The sequence below is a fragment of the Pseudomonas sp. SWI44 genome (assembly GCF_002947915.1).
GTDB classification, from domain to species: domain Bacteria; phylum Pseudomonadota; class Gammaproteobacteria; order Pseudomonadales; family Pseudomonadaceae; genus Aquipseudomonas; species Aquipseudomonas taiwanensis.
This window is the reverse complement of sequence record NZ_CP026674.1, coordinates 936,636-954,785: the sequence shown is the minus strand read 5'-3', so window position 1 is coordinate 954,785 and position 18,150 is coordinate 936,636. Positions and strand designations below refer to the sequence as shown.

Annotated in this window: 19 protein-coding genes, 1 tRNA gene and 1 pseudogene; 10 read left to right on the top strand and 11 right to left on the bottom strand. The window is 63.3% G+C overall.

What is annotated here, in order from left to right:
- The first annotated feature begins 183 nt into the window (after positions 1–183).
- A tRNA-Ser gene (locus C4Q26_RS04725) sits at positions 184–273 on the top strand.
- 241 nt (positions 274–514) lie between these two features.
- On the opposite strand, the gene C4Q26_RS04720 is transcribed toward C4Q26_RS04725, so the two are convergent.
- Positions 515–895 carry a hypothetical protein gene (locus C4Q26_RS04720; protein ID WP_023379348.1) on the bottom strand — a complete coding sequence of 127 codons (381 nt, stop codon included), beginning with the start codon at positions 893–895 and terminating at the stop codon, positions 515–517.
- A 123-nt stretch (positions 896–1,018) separates the two neighbouring features.
- Entirely contained in the window at positions 1,019–2,206 is a 1,188-nt protein-coding gene (locus tag C4Q26_RS04715; RefSeq protein WP_023379349.1) for an MFS transporter, read from the bottom strand.
- A gap of 108 nt (positions 2,207–2,314) precedes the next feature.
- On the opposite strand from C4Q26_RS04715, the gene C4Q26_RS04710 reads away from it, so the two are divergent.
- Positions 2,315–3,199, top strand: a complete 885-nt coding sequence (locus C4Q26_RS04710; RefSeq protein ID WP_023379350.1) for a LysR family transcriptional regulator — start codon at positions 2,315–2,317, stop codon at positions 3,197–3,199.
- A gap of 75 nt (positions 3,200–3,274) precedes the next feature.
- On the opposite strand, the gene C4Q26_RS04705 is transcribed toward C4Q26_RS04710, so the two are convergent.
- The gene (locus C4Q26_RS04705; protein ID WP_023379351.1) at positions 3,275–4,024 is read right to left on the bottom strand and encodes a 3-oxoacyl-ACP reductase family protein; all 750 of its coding nucleotides are present in this window, start codon (positions 4,022–4,024) and stop codon (positions 3,275–3,277) included.
- Between the two features lie 117 nt (positions 4,025–4,141).
- Between C4Q26_RS04705 and C4Q26_RS04700 the strand changes: the two genes are divergently transcribed.
- Positions 4,142–5,080 carry a LysR family transcriptional regulator gene (locus tag C4Q26_RS04700; RefSeq protein ID WP_104882828.1) on the top strand — a complete coding sequence of 313 codons (939 nt, stop codon included), beginning with the start codon at positions 4,142–4,144 and terminating at the stop codon, positions 5,078–5,080.
- Between the two features lie 32 nt (positions 5,081–5,112).
- On the opposite strand, the gene C4Q26_RS04695 is transcribed toward C4Q26_RS04700, so the two are convergent.
- Together C4Q26_RS04695 and C4Q26_RS04690 are read right to left on the bottom strand one after the other, a co-directional pair.
- Positions 5,113–5,583: a transcription elongation factor GreAB gene (locus tag C4Q26_RS04695; RefSeq protein ID WP_104882827.1), complete on the bottom strand. Its 471-nt coding sequence runs from the start codon at positions 5,581–5,583 to the stop codon at positions 5,113–5,115.
- 2 nt (positions 5,584–5,585) lie between these two features.
- Positions 5,586–5,978, bottom strand: a complete 393-nt coding sequence (locus C4Q26_RS04690; RefSeq protein ID WP_023379354.1) for a hypothetical protein — start codon at positions 5,976–5,978, stop codon at positions 5,586–5,588.
- 133 nt (positions 5,979–6,111) lie between these two features.
- Between C4Q26_RS04690 and earP the strand changes: the two genes are divergently transcribed.
- The gene (earP, locus tag C4Q26_RS04685; protein WP_023379355.1) at positions 6,112–7,239 is read left to right on the top strand and encodes an elongation factor P maturation arginine rhamnosyltransferase EarP; all 1,128 of its coding nucleotides are present in this window, start codon (positions 6,112–6,114) and stop codon (positions 7,237–7,239) included.
- 48 nt (positions 7,240–7,287) lie between these two features.
- Positions 7,288–7,857 (top strand): elongation factor P, encoded by a 570-nt coding sequence (efp, locus tag C4Q26_RS04680; protein ID WP_023379356.1) that lies wholly within the window; start codon positions 7,288–7,290, stop codon positions 7,855–7,857.
- Between the two features lie 133 nt (positions 7,858–7,990).
- Here efp and C4Q26_RS04675 read toward each other — a convergent pair whose 3' ends face one another.
- The 3 genes from C4Q26_RS04675 to C4Q26_RS04665 form a co-directional block, all read right to left on the bottom strand.
- The gene (locus tag C4Q26_RS04675) at positions 7,991–8,419 is read right to left on the bottom strand and encodes an organic hydroperoxide resistance protein (protein WP_023379357.1); all 429 of its coding nucleotides are present in this window, start codon (positions 8,417–8,419) and stop codon (positions 7,991–7,993) included.
- Between the two features lie 130 nt (positions 8,420–8,549).
- Positions 8,550–9,005 carry a MarR family winged helix-turn-helix transcriptional regulator gene (locus C4Q26_RS04670; RefSeq protein WP_023379358.1) on the bottom strand — a complete coding sequence of 152 codons (456 nt, stop codon included), beginning with the start codon at positions 9,003–9,005 and terminating at the stop codon, positions 8,550–8,552.
- Positions 9,006–9,063: 58 nt separating this feature from the next.
- Positions 9,064–10,017, bottom strand: a complete 954-nt coding sequence (locus C4Q26_RS04665) for a LysR family transcriptional regulator (RefSeq protein WP_027907250.1) — start codon at positions 10,015–10,017, stop codon at positions 9,064–9,066.
- Positions 10,018–10,129: 112 nt separating this feature from the next.
- Here C4Q26_RS04665 and C4Q26_RS04660 point away from each other — a divergent pair, with 112 nt between their 5' ends.
- The gene (locus C4Q26_RS04660) at positions 10,130–10,879 is read left to right on the top strand and encodes a sulfite exporter TauE/SafE family protein (protein ID WP_023379360.1); all 750 of its coding nucleotides are present in this window, start codon (positions 10,130–10,132) and stop codon (positions 10,877–10,879) included.
- Positions 10,880–10,899: 20 nt separating this feature from the next.
- Here the strand turns inward: C4Q26_RS04660 and C4Q26_RS04655 are convergent, their stop codons facing one another.
- On the bottom strand, positions 10,900–11,751 hold the full coding sequence (locus tag C4Q26_RS04655; RefSeq protein WP_023379361.1) for a LysR substrate-binding domain-containing protein: 852 nt from the start codon (positions 11,749–11,751) through the stop codon (positions 10,900–10,902).
- Positions 11,752–11,847: 96 nt separating this feature from the next.
- On the opposite strand from C4Q26_RS04655, the gene C4Q26_RS04650 reads away from it, so the two are divergent.
- Positions 11,848–12,066 (top strand): DUF1127 domain-containing protein, encoded by a 219-nt coding sequence (locus C4Q26_RS04650; RefSeq protein ID WP_023379362.1) that lies wholly within the window; start codon positions 11,848–11,850, stop codon positions 12,064–12,066.
- Positions 12,067–12,181: 115 nt separating this feature from the next.
- Here C4Q26_RS04650 and C4Q26_RS04645 read toward each other — a convergent pair whose 3' ends face one another.
- Positions 12,182–13,528, bottom strand: coding sequence for a class II 3-deoxy-7-phosphoheptulonate synthase (locus C4Q26_RS04645; RefSeq protein ID WP_023379363.1), 1,347 nt, complete (start codon positions 13,526–13,528; stop codon positions 12,182–12,184).
- A 116-nt stretch (positions 13,529–13,644) separates the two neighbouring features.
- Here C4Q26_RS04645 and C4Q26_RS04640 point away from each other — a divergent pair, with 116 nt between their 5' ends.
- Together C4Q26_RS04640 and C4Q26_RS04635 are read left to right on the top strand one after the other, a co-directional pair.
- Positions 13,645–14,400 carry a spermidine synthase gene (locus C4Q26_RS04640; RefSeq protein ID WP_104882826.1) on the top strand — a complete coding sequence of 252 codons (756 nt, stop codon included), beginning with the start codon at positions 13,645–13,647 and terminating at the stop codon, positions 14,398–14,400.
- A gap of 377 nt (positions 14,401–14,777) precedes the next feature.
- A pseudogene (locus tag C4Q26_RS04635) lies at positions 14,778–16,491 on the top strand (DEAD/DEAH box helicase).
- 99 nt (positions 16,492–16,590) lie between these two features.
- On the opposite strand, the gene C4Q26_RS04630 reads toward C4Q26_RS04635, so the two are convergent.
- Positions 16,591–17,358 carry a class III extradiol ring-cleavage dioxygenase gene (locus C4Q26_RS04630; protein WP_023379366.1) on the bottom strand — a complete coding sequence of 256 codons (768 nt, stop codon included), beginning with the start codon at positions 17,356–17,358 and terminating at the stop codon, positions 16,591–16,593.
- Positions 17,359–17,459: 101 nt separating this feature from the next.
- Between C4Q26_RS04630 and C4Q26_RS04625 the strand changes: the two genes are divergently transcribed.
- Positions 17,460–18,110 (top strand): thiopurine S-methyltransferase, encoded by a 651-nt coding sequence (locus C4Q26_RS04625; RefSeq protein ID WP_023379367.1) that lies wholly within the window; start codon positions 17,460–17,462, stop codon positions 18,108–18,110.
- The last annotated feature ends 40 nt before the right edge of the window (positions 18,111–18,150 follow it).

The following is an 18,150-nucleotide window of genomic DNA, read 5'->3' as shown; positions in this document are numbered from 1 at the left end:
GTCGGGGGAGGGCGTCAGGAGAGGGTAAAAGCGCAAGCGAGATTGGCAGCATTGCCCTGCCAAGCGAGGTTTTTCGGAGAATTTGCTTAAGCGCATGAAAATTCTGAAAAAAATGCTTGCCAAAGGAAAAGCCTTCTACTAAATTAGCGCGCCTCGACAGGCTGAATAGCTTGAAGAGAAAACGGTGAAGTGTCCGAGTGGTCGAAGGAGCACGCCTGGAAAGTGTGTATACGAGAAATCGTATCAAGGGTTCAAATCCCTTCTTCACCGCCACATTCTGCGAAAAGCCCCCGAACTGAAAGGTTCGGGGGCTTTTTGTTTTGGGGCTCACAGGGGTTCATCGGGAGATCTTTTCGGCTGTGAGATCGAGCGCCGCCCGCGCGGCGCATCGCGAGCAAGGCTCGCTCCTACGTTTTTTCGGACCACTGAGTCCTGCGGGATTTGCGCGCGACCGTTTTGGGTGACCGGCGCGTAGGAGCGAGCCTTGCTCGCGATAGCGGCATCACCGCAATACTCAGTCGTTAGAGGCCGGATGCCGATGGCGACGCCAACTGTCATCGATCTTCGACCAGGTCTTGCCGTCGGTGATGGCCATCAACTTGCGACCATCCTTGAAGGTGGCGAGGAAGGTCGCTTCCTCTTCCTTGCCGCCGAGCCACAGCCCGGCCAGCAAGCCGACCGGGCCTGCCACCAAGGCACCCGCCACGCCCCAGCCGATCGCGGTACCCAGGCTGCGGCTGGACTCAAGGCTGGCGAGCCTGAGGTCGGTGATTCGTGTGAGAGAAATCCGCTCGCCGGGCGAGGGGCTGCGCGGGGTCTTGAGAGTGAGCGCTCCATTGCGGTACTCGCCTTCACCTTGCAAGAAATCGCCGGATTGAACCGTGAGCCTTGTCATTGAGTCGTCCTGTCGGGAAAGGGTCTTGACCAACACCTACTGAGCCCCTCCTTGGCCGGCAAGTCAACGATCGGGCGACGGAGGGTCGTGGCGGTTGGTCGCGGTCCTGCCGGCAGGCGTGGCTCAGGTAAGTTGTAGCGCACGCTTGCGTTTGCGCTCGGCCATTGCCCAGACCAACAGTGCCAGCGCCCCAATGGCAAGGCCGGCCGTGACGATGCCCATCCAGCCGTGGTGCTGGAACAATTGCGTTCCCAGCAGCGAGCCCAAAGCGCCGCCAATGAAGTAGCACGTGATGTACCCGGCATTGAGCCGTGTGCGGGCTTCTGGACGAAGGGCAATCACCGCGTTCTGGTTGCTCACATGCACCAGCTGCACCGCCAGGTCGAGTACCAGCACGCCCAGTAGCAGCGCCAGCAGGGACTGCTCGGCAAAGCCCAGAGGCACCCACGACAGCATCAGCGCGACCAGGCCGACGGTGGTGCCCAGTGAGCCCTTGCCGCGGTCGGCCAAACGACCTGCCCAGTTCGCCGACAGCGCTCCCGCCGCGCCAGCCAGGCCGAACAGCCCGATCACGGCATCCGAATAGTGGTAGGGCTCACTGGCCAGGAGGAAGGCCAGTGGCGTCCAGAACAGCGCGAACAGGCTGAATGCCAGCAGGCCAAGCAAAGAACGCAGGCGCAGCACCGGTTCTTGCACGAACAGGCGGAACACCGAACCGATCAGTGCCGGGTACTTCAGCCCGGCATGGCTGTTGTGCTGCGGCAAACTGCGATAGAGGGCGATGGCGGATACCGCCATGAGGACGGCCGCGAGCACGTAGATACTGCGCCACCCGCCGAGTTCTGCCATGAAGCCTGCAGCCGTGCGGGCCAGCAGAATACCCAGTAACAGGCCGCTCATCAGCGTACCCACCGCACGGCCCCGCTGGTCTGGCGCGCTCAGGGCCGCGGCCATGGGCACCAGAATCTGCGCCACCACCGAGAACAGCCCGGTCAGTGCCGTGCCCAGCAGCAACCAGGGCAGGCTCGGCGCGCAAGCGCTGATTACCAGGCCCAAGGTCGAGATGGCCGTCATCACCACGATCAGTCGGCGCTGTTCGAACAGGTCGCCCAGCGGTGCCAGCAGCAGCAGGCCCGCGCCATAACTGAGCTGGGCGGCAATGACGATGCTACCGGCACTGGCGGTGCTCAGGCCGAACTGTTCGGCGATGCTGTGCAGCAGTGGCTGGGCGTAGTAGTTGCTGGCCACGGCCAGGCCAGTGGCGGTGGCCATCAGCAGGATGAGGGCGCGACTGAGGGTAGGGGTGTTCATGAGCATCTCGTTGCGGGCAGAAATCAGTGGGCGTCAGTATCGGGAAGTCTTGAGAATGACACCAATGTATAGTTTTCAGCTTGTCCATCTAAAAAGCAGATTGATTCGATGAACCTCAAGCAGCTTGAGTACGCCCTGGCCGTCGCCGACACCGGCAGTTTCACCCGTGCCGCCGAGCGCTGCCACGTGGTGCAATCGGCGCTCAGTCATCAGGTTGCGCGCCTGGAGGCGCAGTTGGGCGTGAGCCTGTTCGAGCGCAGTTCGCGGCGGGTGCGCCTGACCCACGCAGGCGAAGCATTCGTTCTCAGTGCGCGTCCGGCCGTGCAAGCTGCCCGACGGATTGCCGATGACGTCGCGGCGGCCTGTGGCCAGGTGAGGGGGCGTCTGTCGATTGGCGAGATCAGTTCGCTCACGGCGTTGGACCTGGTTGATCTGCTGGCGGTGTTCCACAGGCGCCATCCGGATGTGGACGTACGCTGGTTGACCGCCAAGAGCGAGCTGCTGGTGGCCGATGTGTGCGAGCGGCGCCTGGACGTTGGGTTCATCGGTCTGTGGCAGGGCGAGGAGCCGCAAGGGGTGCGCCACCGTCTGTTGGCACGGGAGGAGTTGGTGGCGTTGTTGCCACCCACGCACATCCTGGCTGGCCGTGGTCAACTGGCGCTGGCTGACCTGGCGAACGAGGTCTTGGTGGACTTCCCCGAAGGCACGGGGGCGCGGCGCCAGACCGACGAGGCGTTCCTGGCGGTGGGCGTGCAGCGGCGGGTGCAGTTCGAGATCGGCCATATTCGTCTGGTCGAGAAGTTCGTGCAGCGCGGTATGGCCGTGGGGCTGGTGCCGGAGCGACTGGCCGAAGGCATGCCGGGTGTGGCGGTGGCGCGCCTGGGAGATGCGCCGGTGCGTCATTTGTACGCGGTGTGGTCGCAGAGCCCGACGCCGGCGGCGCGGGCGTTTCTCGAAGTCATGGAGCAGCACCTGCTGGCGGATCGGGCCTGATCGCTGGCTAGCCAGCTCCCACGGTGGGGCTATCTGTAGGAGCCGGCTTGCCGGTGATAAAGCCCCAGCCGAATCTCAGGCCGCAAACCCACCATCTGCCGTCAGGCTGGCCCCGGTGATGTAGCCAGCCTCCGGTCCTGCCAGGTAGGCGACGAAGCTGGCGATTTCATCCGCCTGCCCGTAACGCCCGATGGCCATCAATGGAATGAGGCTTTCCGCAAACTCCCCGCTGGCCGGGTTCATGTCGGTGTCCACCGGGCCAGGTTGCACGTTGTTCACCGTGATGCCCCTTGGCCCCAGGTCGCGAGCCATGCCGCGGGTCAGGCCGACCAGGGCGGATTTGCTCATGGCATAGGGGGCACCACCGGCGAAGGGCATGCGTTCGGCGTTGGTACTGCCGATGGTGATGATCCGCCCACCTTCGCTCATGTAGCGTGCTGCCGCCTGGCTGGCGACGAACACGCTGCGCACGTTGACTGCCAGCATGCGGTCGAATTCGGCGAGGTCGAACTCGGTGATTGGCGCCACCGCCAGCACGCCGGCGTTATTGACCAGGATATCGAGGCGGCCGAGCTGTTTTACCGTGTCATCCACAGCCATTTGCACGGCGGCTGCATCGGCACTGTCGGCGCGCAGCGCCAGTGCCTGGCCGCCTTGCGCGTTGATTTCCCGGGCCAGCTCTTCGGCGGGGCCGGCGGAGCTGACATAGGTGAAGGCGACCTTGGCGCCCTCACGGGCCAGACGCCGCACGATCGCTGCGCCGATACCGCGCGAGCCGCCCTGGACCAGGGCGACCTTGCCTTCGAGTGTGAGTTGCTTGGACATAGTGATCTCCAGTGGAAAGCCAGGCCGTATGCCGTGGATGGACGCAGTATCAGTCGTCGATTAGGTGCTGATAAGATGGCAATCACTATCAGCTGAGTAAACTTTTGGTTGCCAATCATGGCCATGGAATCGTTCAGCGCCATCGAGTGTTTTATCCGTAGCGCCGAGGTGGGTAGCTTCGCCGAGGCGGCCCGCCGGTTGAGCCTCACGCCTGCCGCAGTGGGCAAGCATGTCGCCCAGTTGGAGGCGCGCCTGGGTGTGCGTCTGTTCCAGCGTAGTACGCGCAAGCTGACCCTGACCGAAGCCGGCCAGCGCTTTCTGGGCGAGGTCAGCGACAGTTTTCGCACCATCCAGCACGCCATAGCCAACCTGGCCAGTGCCGAGGGCCAGCCTGCCGGGCTGCTGAGGGTGAGCATCGGCACGGTGTTCGGGCGCTTGTACGTGGTGCCGCTGTTGGGCGAATTTCTGCGGCAATACCCAGCGATCACACCGGACTGGCATTTCGATAACCGTCAGGTCGACCTGATCGGCCAGGGTTTCGATGCGGCCATTGGTGGCGGCTTCGATCTGCCCCTGGGCGTGGTGGCGCGCAAGCTCACCCCGGCCCATCGGGTTCTGGTGGCGGCACCTGAGTACCTGCTGCGCCATGCGCCGATAGACGGTCCGCCGTCATTGCAGCGTCACGATGGCATTTTCATCCGTTCGCCGCAGACCGGTCGGGTGCGTTCCTGGCCGTTGACCAGCCGTTGGCAAGACCAGCAGCCGTTGCTGATGCGACAGGCCATGACCATGAGCGACTCAGATGCCGCTTGCGCCGTGGCGCAGCAGGGGCTGGGGGTTGCCCTGGTCAGCCTGCCGTTCGCCGTGCCCTACCTTGAGGCCGGAAGGCTGCAGCGGGTGCTGCCGGATTGGTACGTGGACGACGGGCACATCTGCCTGTACTACGCCGGGCACAAATTGCTGCCGGGCAAAACGCGGGCGTTCATCGATTTCGTGGCGCAGCAGTTCGCCGCGCAGGGGTTGGCGACGCGGTTCGATGCCTTGCAGGCGACGTGAAGGAATCGCTGCTTGCCGGCGGTAAAGTACTGTCAGTCGACCTCGACGATAAACAGCGCCTGGTTGCCCAGGATGATTTCATCCTCGACCCGCTTGCCAACCAGTTTCTGGCCCAAAGGCGACCGAGGGGTAATGACGGTTACCCGTTCATCCCCCTCGCCGATCTTCAGCCCGGCGGCTTCCGGCCCGAGGAACAGCACCCGACGTGCGCCATCTTCATCCTCCAGCGTCACCAGGTTGCTCACCTGTACCCCGCGCGACGGGTCGTAGTCGCGCAGCACCAACTGCTGGTAGGTCAGCAATGCCTGACGAATCTCGGCCGTGCGCCGGGCCTGGCCGGTGGCCAGGTACGAGGCCTCGAGGCCCAGGGTGTCGTACTTGTTCTCGGCGATATTCTCTTCAGCCGTGGCGGTTTCGTAGGCGCTTTGGGCAGCGCGACGCAACACGTCCATGTCGTGTTCCAGGGTGGCGACGATCTGGGCAAGGAGGGCGGCTTTGTTCATGGTCAGTAGCAGAACTCCAGGACATTGGCCTGGCTCTTGTCGGTTGGCGCGGTGCGGTTCTGTTGCAGCCAGAACTGGCACTTGGGGCTGTTGAGATTGCGTGGGTTGCCTTGGGCAGCTTCGGCGGCCTGTTGCATTTCCTGCTTTTGCAGGATGTCTTTGTAGCGTTCGAACATCTCGCTTTGCGCATCGGCTGGTTGCACAGGTGGTGCAGCGGGGTGCGCGTAGGTGGGGGCGACGGCCTGGGCCACCGGCTGCACCTGGTCGGGCCAATACTGCAAGGCCAGCCATAGGCTCAGGGCGATGGCCACGGCGCCCAGCCACAGGCCGAAAGCCACGCACAGGATCAGTTGCAGTGGCTTCAGGGTGATTTTCAGTTCACGGTGGCGGGGCATGGTGGCCTCCTGGCAAGGCGGGACGAGCGGGTATTGTCGCATGGCACCGAGGGTTTTTTCAGCGTCGGTGCTTTTGTCGGCGACAATTTATGCGCAGAATCCGCTGCTTTTCCGTACGACGAGGGTAGGGCACATGAAGGCCACCTGGGACATTTTCTGCACCGTCGTCGACAACTATGGCGACATCGGCGTGACCTGGCGCCTGGCCCGGCAACTGGTGGCCGAGCACGGCCTGGCGGTGCGCCTGTGGGTGGATGACCTGCAGGCCTTCGTGCGCCTGTGCCCTGGCGCCGACCCTGCGGCCGACCAGCAGTGGCAGCAAGGCGTCGACGTGCGCCGCTGGCCGACCGACTGGCAGCCAGTGAACGCCCCTGAGGTCGTGATCGGTGCCTTTGGCTGCCGCTTGCCGCCGGCCTACATCGACGGGTTGAAGCCCACTTCGACGTTGTGGCTGAACCTGGAATACCTCAGCGCCGAGGACTGGGTGGAAGGTTGCCATGGCTTGCCTTCGCCGCAGCCCAGCGGCCTGCGCACGGTGTTTTTCTTTCCCGGTTTCAGCGACAAGACCGGCGGCTTGCTGCGCGAAGCCTCCTTGCTTGTGCAACGAGAGGCCTTCGAGGCCAGCCCCGGGCTGCGCGAGGCGTTCCTTAACCGGCTGGGAGTGCACCCCCAGGCCGATGCCCGCTTGGTTTCGCTGTTCGCCTACGAGAACTCGCAGCTGAGTGGTTGGCTCGATGCCATGGCCGAGGCAGAGCGGCCCACCCACTTGCTGGTGCCGGAGGGGCGTATCCTGGGTGACCTGCAAGGTTGGCTGGGGGAGGCATCGTTGGCCCCGGGCGACCTGCGCCGCAAAGGCGCGTTGACAGTGCAGGTGCTGCCTTTCGTCAGCCAGGACGACTACGACCGCGTGCTCTGGTGCTGTGACTTCAATGCCGTGCGGGGCGAAGACTCCTTCGTCCGCGCCCAGTGGGCAGGGCGGCCGCTGCTGTGGCACATCTATGTGCAGGACGAGAACGCTCACTGGGAAAAACTTGAAGCGTTCTTGGCGATTTATCGACATGGGTTGTCGGAAGAAGCCGGTGAAGCACTGGTCGAGCTCTGGCGTGCCTGGAACATGCATCGCGACATGGGCGCCCCGTGGCGCGGGGTGCTGGCCCACTGGGACGAGCTGCAGGCGCATGCCCGCCATTGGTGCACCAAACAGGCCGCTCAGCCGGACCTTGCCATGACGCTGGTACAGTTTTACCGAAATTGGCTATGATACGCGGCCTCGATTTTTATAAATCCATCCAGATTCGGATACTTTGTAATGAAAACTGGTAAAGAACTGAAACCCGGTACCGTACTGCGGATCGACAACGACCCGTGGCTGGTACAGAAAGCCGAATTCACCAAGTCCGGTCGCAACAGCGCGATCATGAAGACCAAGCTGAAGAACCTGCTGACCGGCTACAAGACTGAAACCGTCTACTTCGCCGACGACAAGCTGGACGACGTGATCCTCGATCGCAAGGAAGTGACTCTGTCGTTCATCAGCGGTGACGCCTACACCTTCATGGACACCACCGACTACACCATGTACGAACTGAACGCCGAAGACATCGACGCCGTTCTGCCGTACATCGAAGAAGGCATGCAGGACATCTGCGCCCTGACCATGTACGAAGAGAAAGTGGTATCGGTTGAACTGCCGACCACCATCAGCCGTCAGGTCGTCTACACCGAGAACGCTGCCCGCGGCGACACCTCGGGCAAGGTCATGAAGCCTGCCAAGCTGGCCAACGGTACCGAAGTACAGGTTGCCGACTTCATCGAAATCGACGAGTGGATCGATATCGATACCCGCGACGGCAGCTTCAAGGGCCGTTCCAAGAAGTAAGACTTCTTGCGATACGCAGAAAACCCGGCCTTGGCCGGGTTTTTTTTGCTTGCGAGAATCTCGCCCGCTGGCGGATCTTCGCTTTTGCAGGGACCGCGCAAGCCTCTGTTGTGTCAGAGGCTGCGCGCATCCATCACACCGTCACATGCAGCCGCACATCCACGTTACCGCGAGTGGCGTTGGAATACGGGCAAACCTTGTGCGCCTTCTCGACCAAACCTTCGGCATCGGCCTGCGCCAGACCTGGCAGGTTGATGTGCAGGTCGATGTCCAGGCCAAAGCCACCTGGGATCTGGCCGATGCCCACGTTCGCGGTGATCGAGGCATCGGCTGGCAGGGCTTTCTTTTCCTGACCTGCGACGAATTTCAGGGCGCCGATGAAGCAGGCCGAATAACCGGCAGCGAACAGTTGCTCGGGGTTGGTGCCGTCACCGCCCGCGCCGCCCAGCTCCTTCGGGGTGCTCAGCTTGACTTCCAGCTTGCCGTCGCTGGAGCGGGATTTACCGTCGCGCCCGCCAGTGGAGGTGGCTTCGGCGATGTACAGCGGAGTGACCTTTTGCATGTTGAGCCTCGCTTGAGTGATGTGCGCCGGGGCGCTGAGTGGGTACGGGATTTAAATTAGCGCGCAATTAGTTAGTGCGCAAGATAAATCTTTGACCATTCATCCGAACGGCCACCTCAGAGCATAGTCCTCAGAGGTTCTTCTGCAGGTTGTCGCGTAGTTCCAGCAGTTCGGCTTGCAGCTGCTGCAAGCGTTCCAGGCTATGGCCGCTGGCCTTGAGGATGCACTGGGGCACGCTGCGCGCTTGCTGGTGGAGGGCACGGCCCTTGTCGGTCAGTTGCACCAGGACGACGCGTTCGTCTTCGCGACTGCGGGTGCGCTTGAGCAAACCTTCGCTTTCCAGGCGTTTGAGCAGGGGGGTAAGCGAGCCGGGGTCGGTGAGCAGGCGTTGGCTGATTTCGCCCACGGTCAGGCCGTCCTGCTCCCAGAGCACGAGCATGGCCAGGTACTGCGGGTAGGTCAGCCCCAACGCCTGCAGCAGCGGCTTGTAGACCTTGGTCATCAGCAACGAGGTGGAGTGCAGGGCGAAGCAGACCTGGTTATCCAACAGCAGCTCGTCACAGGGGGCTTTGGGGTCGGCGTTCATGCAGATCCTTGAAATTGATCAATGTGAAAATCTAGCACGCTGATGATTGGCGCGCTCATTACCAGCGCAATTCGCTTCGCAAGGCCAAGTCCCAAGGTGGAACCGGGCTGAAGCGGCTCTTGAGAAATTCGAGCAGTAAACGGCTGCGAGAGTTCGTTTCATGTTCAAGGCGCAGTGCGTAGATGCCGCTGGACTCAGGCTCGGGCAGGCCGCCTTCGCAGAACAGCGGTATCAGTTCACCGCGCAGCAGGTAGTCGCTGATCAGCCAGGTGGGCAGGTGCGCGACACCCAAGCCTGCCAGTGCGCCGAACAGCAGCGTTTCGGCGTTGTTGGCGGCCATGCGCATGCGCTGCGGGCGATACAGGCGGGTTTGTCCCGCGACCGTGAAGCGCCAGGCGAACGGCGGCGCGAGCCCGTCCCAGTCCAGGCCGTCGTGGTCAGGTAGCTCGCTGGGGCAAGCCGGTACGCCACGGTTGGCCAGGTAGGCGGGGCTGGCGCAGGCGATACGCACCATGTAGGCCAGCGGTGTGGCGACCAGTCGGGTGTCGGCCAGGGGACCGGCGCGCAGCACCAAATCCACCTCACCCAAGTGGCTGCCATGCAGGTCGACGAAACTGTCGATCAGGCGCAGTTGTACATCCAGCCCAGGGTAGGCCACCAGAAAATCGGCGATGGCCGGCGCCAGGTGGCGACGGCCGAATGCCGCCGGGGCGTCGATGCGAATCAAGCCTTCCGGGGCATTGCTCAACGACACTGCCTCGGCACGGGCCAGGCGCAGCTCTTCGATGATGCGCCGGGCGCGCTCGGCGAAGGCATTGCCAGCGGGGGTGGCACGCACGGCATGGGTGCTGCGCACGAACAGTCGGCTACCGACGGCCGCTTCCAGGTTGTCGATGCGCCGCGCCACCGCCGAGGGCGTCAGCGGGTGACGGCGGGCGGCGGCCGAGAAGCTGCTGGTTTCCAGCACATCGAGAAACAGGCTCAGTTGTTCGGTCAGGGTGTCGGGGCTCATGGCGACTCTGCTTTGCGAAACACGCATAGCCATTGTGCGTTGCTGTGCGTTTCCCCGCCAGCCCTGACTGGGTAGCATGCTTGAATTCCAACTACAGGCGGATGAGGCCCTGATGATCGAGTGGTTGATGTATGTCGCGCTGGGCGCAGCCCTGGGTACCCTGGGTGGGCTGTTCGGCATTGGTGGAGGGTTGATCGCGATCCCGGCGTTGGGTGTGTTGTTCGGCCTCGATCAGCAATTGGCGCAGGGCACCGCGCTGGTGATGGTGGTCCCTAACGTGTTGCTGGCGCTGTGGCGTTATCACCAGCGCAATCGCATCGAGCTGCGCCATGCACTGCCGCTGTCACTGTGCAGCCTGCTGTTCGCCTGGTTAGGGTCGATCTGGGCAGTGGGGATCGACGCGCAGTCGATGCGCCTGGGCTTCGTCGGCTTCCTGGTGGCCCTGGCCATCTGGAACGTGGCGCGGATGTTCCTCAAGGTGGCGCCACCCTCCGCCGAGCTGCGCTACCCCTGGCCGTGGCTGGGTGTGCTGGGCAGCTTCTCGGGCGCCATGGGGGGATTGTTCGGGGTAGGCGGGGCCGTGGTCGCAACGCCGATCCTCACCAGTGTGTTCGGTACCACCCAGGTGGTAGCCCAAGGGCTGTCCCTGGCCTTGGCGGCGCCAAGCACGGCGGTGACCTTGCTGACCTACGGTGTGCACCACAGCGTGAGCTGGAGCGTGGGCATACCACTGGCGGTGGGGGGCTTGCTCAGCATCAGTTGGGGTGTGCGGCTGGCCCATGCACTGCCCGAGAAAGTGCTACGGGCGTTGTTCTGCGTGTTTCTGGTGGTGTGCGCGGCGATGCTTGGGTTCGAGCTATAGCCGACAGTGGTGGCCCGCGGTCATTTGAACCCTTCCACGATGTAGTCGGCCATGCAGTCGGTAATCGGTGACTGGCTCTGCGAATTGCGCAGCAGCATCACATTGGCCAGCGGCAACTGCGGCAAACCGCTCTGTTCGCCAAGAATGCGCACATTACCGCCAATCAGGCTCTGCAGCTGCGCTGTCACCGCCAACCCAGCGGTGACGATGGCGAAGATCGCCGCCAGGCTGGGGCTTGTGTAGGCAATGCGGTAGTCGATGCCCTGGGCCTCCAGGGCATTGCAGGTCCAGGCGCGGCAGAAGCAATCGGTGTTGAACAACGCCAATGGCACGGGCCGCTGCTCGTGTGGGCAGAAGCCTTCGGCAGCGGCCCAGACCAGCCGCTCCTGGCGCAGCAGCTGGCCGACTTCGTTACCCGGCTCGCGGGTGACGATGGTCAGGTCCAAGTCCTGGCGCAGCATCAGTTGCTTGGACGAGTCGCAGTGCACTTCCACCTGCACCAGCGGGTAAGCCTGGGCGAAACTCGACAGGATCGTCGGCAGAAAACGCATCGCATAATCGTCCGGCGTGCCGATACGCACCACGCCGACCATGTGTGGCATGCGCAGGGTGTTGAACACCTCGCCGTGCAGCTTGAGGATGCGCCGGGCATAACCCAGCAACACTTGCCCTTCGGCGGTCAGGCGCACCTGGCGGCCGTCGCGCTCGAAAAGCTGGCGTTGGAGGATGTCTTCTTCCAGGCGCTTCATCTGCATGCTGACTGCCGACTGCGTGCGGTTGACCACCTCGCCGGCGCGGGTGAAGCCGCCTTGTTCGGCAATGGCGACGAAGGTGCGCAGCACATCGGCATCGAGACTCTGATAGTGGGACATTGCATCAATCTCCGAGATGCATGGCATCAGAAACATTCGTTGGATTGATCTTAAGCCTGGGATGAGACTGGAGCCATCAACACGGAGGGCCTCACGATGAAAGGTCATGTCAGCAGCATCGAGCACACCACCTTTTCCCTGAACCACCTGTGGCATGTGGCGATCGAGCGTTTGGCGCGCTGGCTGCAGTTGTATCGCCAGCGTCAGGAGTTGGCTCGCCTCAGTGACGCGACGTTGCAGGACTTGGGGTTGAGCCGGGCCGATATCCAGCAAGAGGCGGATCGGCATTTCTGGGACGATCCGCTGCGTAAATGAGGGTAAGAGCCTGTGCTGGCCGGAAACAAACGTAGGAGCGAGCCTTGCTCGCGATGCACCGCGCGGGCGGCGCTCGCTCTCACGAACGCCCCCGCTTTCAGCCAACCGCTCCCGCTCAGCGCCGCACTTGCTTGAGCGTCTCGGCGATCAGGAACGCCAGCTCCAGTGACTGGTCGGCATTCATGCGTGGGTCGCAATGGGTGTGATAGCGGTCTGAGAGCGCGTCTTCGGTGATCGGCCGGGCGCCGCCGATGCATTCGGTGACGTTCTGTCCGGTCATCTCGATATGAATCCCGCCCGCATGGCTGCCTTCGGCCTGGTGCACCTGGAAGAACTGTTTCACCTCGTCCAGGATCTGCGCAAAGTCACGGGTCTTGTAGCCGCTGCTGGCCTTGATGGTGTTGCCGTGCATCGGGTCGGAGCTCCACAGCACCTTGCGCCCCTCGCGCTCGACGGTGCGGATCAACCCCGGCAGGTGGTCACCCACCTTGCCGGCGCCCATGCGCACGATCAGGTTCAGCCGGCCCGGGTCGTTGTCCGGGTTGAGGATGTCGATCAGGCGGATCAGTTCTTCAGGGTTCATGCTCGGCCCGACCTTCACCCCGATCGGATTGTGCACGCCGCGCAGGAACTCGACATGGGCACCATCCAACTGGCGGGTACGGTCGCCGATCCACAGCATGTGCGCCGAACAATCGTAGTGGTCACCGGTCAGGCTGTCCTGACGCACGAAGGCCTCTTCGTAGTTGAGCAGCAGCGCTTCATGGGCGGTGAAGAAACTGGTTTCGCGCAGTTGTGGGGCGCTGTCCAGGCCGCAGGCGCGCATGAAGGCCAGGGTCTCGTCGATGCGGTTGGCCAACTGGTGGTACTTGTCGGCCAGCGCCGAGTTGGCGATGAAGTCCAGGTTCCACTTGTGCACCTGATGCAGGTCGGCGAAACCGCCCTGGGCGAAGGCGCGCAGCAGGTTGAGGGTGGCGGTGGCCTGGTGGTACGCCTGCAGCAGGCGCTCCGGGTCCGGCACGCGGCTTTTCTCGTCGAACCCGATGCCGTTGACGATGTCGCCGCGGTAGGCGGGCAGGGTGACGTTGCCGATGGTTTCATCGCCTGCGGAGCGAGGCTTGGCGAACTGCCCGGCCATGCGCCCGACCTTGACCACCGGGCAGCCGGCGGCGAAGGTCATGACAATGGCCATCTGTAGCAGCACCTTGAAGGTGTCGCGGATCTTCGCGGCCGAAAACTCGGCGAAGCTTTCGGCGCAGTCGCCACCTTGCAACAGGAAGGCCCGGCCTTCGGTGACCTCGGCGAACTGTCGACGCAGCTCGCGCGCTTCGCCTGCGAACACCAGCGGCGGGTAGCTGGCCAGGGTCTGCTCGACCTTCAGCAGGTGCGCGGCGTCGGGGTAGGTCGGTTGCTGCTGGATCGGCAGGGCACGCCAGCTGTCAGGGCTCCACGGTTGGTTCATCACAGGCTCGGTCTTGTCGGTTGTAGGCTGTTCGTCATGGTAACAGTTGGCGGTGCGCTTGTTGCGTTGCTGGTGTTGACGGACAATGCGCGTTTTTGTGTGGGCAGGTGGCAGTGATGGCGACGGAGCGGGAAGAGCGGCTACTGGCCCGGGTCGAAGATGCCTTTGGCGTGATCAGCGTGTACGAGGTGGACGACTACCGTTTTCTCGAGTTCGGCGATGCGATCGAGCAAAGCTGCGTGTTCACCGCCGACCCCAGCTGGCTGGAGTACGACTACACCCGTGCCATGCTGGTGGGGGCGCTGTGCCACGCACAGCCAGAGAGTGCGCTGTTCCTGGGGTTGGGGGCCGGTACCCTGACCCAGGCCTGCATGAAATTCCTGCCGCTGGAGGACATCGAAGCCATCGAACTGCGCCCGGATGTGCCGCGCCTGGCCATGGAGTACCTCGGTCTGGACGATGATCCGCGGCTTTACGTGCGTATCGGCGATGCCCTCGAGTTGCTGCCGAGCGCGGAAAAAGCCGACCTGATCTTCGTTGACCTGTACACCGATCACGGGCCGGGTGTCGGGCACCTGGCCTGGCGGTTCCTGGAAAACTGTCAGCAGCAACTCAACCCCGGCGGTTGGCTGGTGATCAACCAGTGGGCCAACGACGATGGCCGGCCGCTGGGTGCGGCGTTGCTGCGCGGGCTTTACCACCGGCATTACTGGGAGCTGCCGGTGAAGGAGGGCAATGTCATCCTGCTGGTGCCTGCGGACCTCGAGCAGACGTTGGACCTGGACGGGGTGCGGGCACGCGCCGAAGCGCTGGCGCCGCGCCTGGGGTATAGCCTGGAGAGCCTGATCCAGGAAATTCGGCCAGCGACCTGAAACCGTGTTGCGCTCTTCGCGGGTAAACCCGCTCCTACGGGGACTGCGCCGTGCTCCAGGGCAGTGGGCTCTTCGGAAGCGGGGCAGGAAGGGGGCTGCTGGAGAAAAACGTTTCAGCCGGTATCGATTGATGGCCTGATACTGGCTACCCAAACTGAAAAATTTCCTCACTGTCCCCTTCAATTCGGGTATAGTACGCGCCGGTCTTTTAGCGGACCTCAAAATCAGGTGGTGCAAATCCTCCGAGTCCAGCTTCGGCTGCGCGTCCGCTAGGCGGACCTTCCCACGTATTCATTTTCAATCGTTTTCGCAAATCCCCGCCGCCAAAGCTGCCTGGGTGACCGTTTGGTCTTTCAAGGCATGTGCAGCTTTGGAGCATGGGTCTTTGCGGATGCACCTAGAGGCAGACCCATGACCCAGGAAACCGGCGGATTCGCCGCTCTCGAACTCAATCCGAACATTGTTGCTGCCGTACTGGCTACCGGCTACGAAGAGCCGTCCGCCATTCAGCAACAGTCGATCCCGATCATCCTCGCCGGTCACGACATGATCGGCCAGGCGCAGACTGGCACCGGCAAGACCGCTGCCTTCGCCCTGCCGATCCTCAACAAGATCGACGTGAGCAAGCGCGAACCGCAAGCCCTGATCCTTGCGCCAACCCGTGAGTTGGCGCTGCAAGTAGCTACCGCATTCGAAACCTACGCCAAGCAGATGCCGGGCGTTAACGTCGTGGCCGTGTACGGTGGTGCCCCGATGGGCCCACAACTGCGTGCCATCCGTAACGGCGCGCAAATCGTCGTCGCTACCCCTGGCCGCCTGTGCGACCACCTGCGCCGCGACGAGAAAGTCCTGTCCACCGTTCAGTACCTGGTACTGGACGAAGCGGACGAGATGCTCAAGCTGGGCTTCATGGACGACCTCGAAGTGATCTTCGACGCCATCCCTGAATCGCGCCAGACCGTGCTGTTCTCCGCCACCCTGCCGTCTTCGATCCGCAGCATCGCCGAGCGCCACCTGCGCGAGCCGAAGCACGTCAAGATCCAGAGCAAGACCCAGACCGTCACCGCGATCGATCAGGCCCACCTGATGGTCCACGCCGACCAGAAGATCCCGGCTGTGCTGCGTCTGCTGGAAGTGGAAGAGTTCGATGCGCTGATCGCCTTCGTACGCACCAAGCAAGCCACCCTGGACCTGGCCTCCGCCCTGGAAGCCAAGGGCTACAAGGCTGCCGCGCTGAACGGCGACATCGCCCAGAACCAGCGTGAGCGCGTCATCGACTCGCTCAAGGATGGCCGTCTGGACATCGTCGTCGCCACCGACGTCGCGGCCCGTGGTCTGGATGTTCCGCGCATCACCCACGTATTCAACGTGGACATGCCGTACGACCCAGAGTCCTACGTTCACCGTATCGGTCGTACCGGCCGTGCTGGCCGCGATGGCCGTGCGCTGCTGCTGGTTACCCCGCGTGAGCGTCGCATGCTCCAGGTGATCGAACGTGTAACCGGTCAGAAAGTGGCCGAGGCCCGTCTGCCGAACGCGCAGGCCGTACTGGATGCCCGCATCAAGAAGCTGACTTCGAGCCTGGCGCCGCTGGTGGCCGAAGCGGAAGCCACCCATGGCGAACTGTTCGACCGTCTGACCGCCGACCTCGGCTGCAGCCCACGCGCACTGGCCTCGGCCCTGCTGCGCAAGGCCACCAATGGCCAGGCTCTGGATCTGGCGGCTGTCGAGCGTGAGCAGCCGCTGGTGCCAAGCTTCACCCCGCGTGAGCGCAGTGGTGAGCGTGGCGACCGTGGTGAGCGCAGTGAGCGTGGTGACCGCGAGCGTCGCGCGCCGATGCCGCTGGCTGAAGGTCGCGTTCGTTGCCGTACCGCGTTGGGTGCCCGTGACGGTATCGCCGCCAAGAACCTGCTGGGTGCGATCCTCAATGAGGGCGGCTTGGCTCGCGACGCCATCGGCCGTATCCAGGTTCGTGACAGCTTCAGCCTGATCGAACTGCCGGAAGACGGCCTGGAGCGTCTGTTGTCCAAGCTCAAGGACACCCGTGTGGCGGGCAAGCAGCTGAAGCTGCGCCGCTACCGCGAGGACTGATCCTGGCGCCATGAAAAAATCCCCGGCCTAGGTCGGGGATTTTTTTGCCTGCACGCTCAGCTTTACCGGCAGGCGGCGGCCTGCCGGCAAGAGGTCCCTTCAGTCGAATCGATAAATGTCCATCCCCAGGGCCCCCAAGGTGAACCCCTGGTGCACCACGGCAAACCGCTTTCCGGCCCCCAGGGCAAAGAACAGCGGCAGCAAATGCTCATCGCTGGGATGGTTGCGCACCGCAAACGGCGCCTGGTGCCGGTAATCCAGCAATGCAGCTTGGTCATCCTCGGCCAGGCGCGCCACCACCCAGTCCCTGAAGGCCAACGCCCAAGGCTCGATCACATCCGGCCCGGCGTGCCAGTCCAACTCGCCCAGGTTGTGGGTGATGCTGCCCGAACCGATCAACAACACACCTTCCTCTCGCAGCCCCGCCAACGCTTGGCCGACCTTGATCTGCAGCGCCGGGCCCATGTGGCTGGGCAGTGAAACCTGAATTACCGGAATGCCCGCATCCGGGTACATGAGCGACAGCGGTACCCAAGCACCATGGTCGAACGGTCGCTGCGGGTCCAGGCGGGCGGGCAGGCCGGCCTTGGTCAACCGTTCGCTGACCTGGCCGGCCAGGCCAGGTTCGCCCGGCGCCGGGTACTGCACCGCATACAACGCGGCGGGGAAGCCATGGAAGTCATGCCAGGTCCCTGGTTGCGCACTGCCGGTCACCCGCAGTTCGCGGCTTTCCCAGTGCGCCGACACCACCACGATCGCCTTTGGCCGTGGCAAGGCGTTGGCCAGACCAGCCAGGGCCGGACCGCTGGCGCCGGGTTGCAGGGCGAGCATGGGGGAGCCGTGGGAAATGAACAGGCTGGGCAGCATGGTGGTGTCCTGGCGGTTAAGATGCTGACATCTTCGATCAGATACAGATCGAATTCCAATATAAGATTTTAGCGTTATCTATCGAATAACCAGGAGGAAAGATGGACGCGGCGTTCTGGCATCGCAAGTGGGCCGACAACCAGATCGGTTTTCACCAGGCCCAGGTCAACCCCTATCTGCAGCGGTATTGGCCAGCGTTGGGGTTGGCACCCGGTAGTCGGGTATTGGTGCCGCTGTGTGGCAAGAGCCTGGACCTGGCGTGGCTGGCAGGGCAGGGGCACCGGGTGTTGGGGGTGGAGTTGTCGCGGCGGGCGGTGGAAGACTTCTTCCGCGAGCAGGGGTTGTCGGCCGAGGTATCGCAGCAGGGCGTATTCGAGCTCTGGCAGGCCGGCGCGGTGCAAGTGTTGTGCGGGGATGTCTTCGCCTTGCAGGCCGAGGATGTCGTCGACTGTGTCGGGCTCTACGACCGGGCCGCGCTGATTGCCTTGCCCCCTGAGATGCGGGAGCGGTACATGGCGATGCTGTCGAATATCCTGCCTTCTGGTGGTCGAGGGCTGCTGGTGACACTGGACTATGACCAGGCCAAGCTGGAGGGGCCGCCGTTTTCGGTGGGGGATGAAGAGGTGCGGCGCGGCTTTTGCGCTTGGAAGGTGGAGGCGTTGGAGGCCGTCGAGGTGATCGAGGAAAGTCCGAAGTTTCGCCAGGCTGGAATCGCGAGCTTGCTGGAGCGCGCCTATCGGCTAGGGTTTTGATCGATAGCGCGCAGGTCCCGGACGCTTTGCGGGTAAGCCC

Coding starts and splice junctions, on each gene's coding strand:
- C4Q26_RS04650 (WP_023379362.1), top strand. CDS start 11,848: ATGAAAGGTCATGTCAGCAGCATCGAGCACACCACCTTTTCCCTGAAC.
- C4Q26_RS04675 (WP_023379357.1), bottom strand. CDS start 8,419: ATGCAAAAGGTCACTCCGCTGTACATCGCCGAAGCCACCTCCACTGGC.
- C4Q26_RS04695 (WP_104882827.1), bottom strand. CDS start 5,583: ATGAACAAAGCCGCCCTCCTTGCCCAGATCGTCGCCACCCTGGAACAC.
- C4Q26_RS04705 (WP_023379351.1), bottom strand. CDS start 4,024: ATGTCCAAGCAACTCACACTCGAAGGCAAGGTCGCCCTGGTCCAGGGC.
- C4Q26_RS04630 (WP_023379366.1), bottom strand. CDS start 17,358: ATGCTGCCCAGCCTGTTCATTTCCCACGGCTCCCCCATGCTCGCCCTG.
- C4Q26_RS04700 (WP_104882828.1), top strand. CDS start 4,142: ATGGCCATGGAATCGTTCAGCGCCATCGAGTGTTTTATCCGTAGCGCC.
- C4Q26_RS04690 (WP_023379354.1), bottom strand. CDS start 5,978: ATGCCCCGCCACCGTGAACTGAAAATCACCCTGAAGCCACTGCAACTG.
- C4Q26_RS04655 (WP_023379361.1), bottom strand. CDS start 11,751: ATGTCCCACTATCAGAGTCTCGATGCCGATGTGCTGCGCACCTTCGTC.
- C4Q26_RS04715 (WP_023379349.1), bottom strand. CDS start 2,206: ATGAACACCCCTACCCTCAGTCGCGCCCTCATCCTGCTGATGGCCACC.
- C4Q26_RS04720 (WP_023379348.1), bottom strand. CDS start 895: ATGACAAGGCTCACGGTTCAATCCGGCGATTTCTTGCAAGGTGAAGGC.
- C4Q26_RS04645 (WP_023379363.1), bottom strand. CDS start 13,528: ATGAACCAACCGTGGAGCCCTGACAGCTGGCGTGCCCTGCCGATCCAG.
- C4Q26_RS04710 (WP_023379350.1), top strand. CDS start 2,315: ATGAACCTCAAGCAGCTTGAGTACGCCCTGGCCGTCGCCGACACCGGC.
- efp (WP_023379356.1), top strand. CDS start 7,288: ATGAAAACTGGTAAAGAACTGAAACCCGGTACCGTACTGCGGATCGAC.
- C4Q26_RS04670 (WP_023379358.1), bottom strand. CDS start 9,005: ATGAACGCCGACCCCAAAGCCCCCTGTGACGAGCTGCTGTTGGATAAC.
- C4Q26_RS04665 (WP_027907250.1), bottom strand. CDS start 10,017: ATGAGCCCCGACACCCTGACCGAACAACTGAGCCTGTTTCTCGATGTG.
- C4Q26_RS04640 (WP_104882826.1), top strand. CDS start 13,645: ATGGCGACGGAGCGGGAAGAGCGGCTACTGGCCCGGGTCGAAGATGCC.
- C4Q26_RS04660 (WP_023379360.1), top strand. CDS start 10,130: ATGATCGAGTGGTTGATGTATGTCGCGCTGGGCGCAGCCCTGGGTACC.
- C4Q26_RS04625 (WP_023379367.1), top strand. CDS start 17,460: ATGGACGCGGCGTTCTGGCATCGCAAGTGGGCCGACAACCAGATCGGT.
- earP (WP_023379355.1), top strand. CDS start 6,112: ATGAAGGCCACCTGGGACATTTTCTGCACCGTCGTCGACAACTATGGC.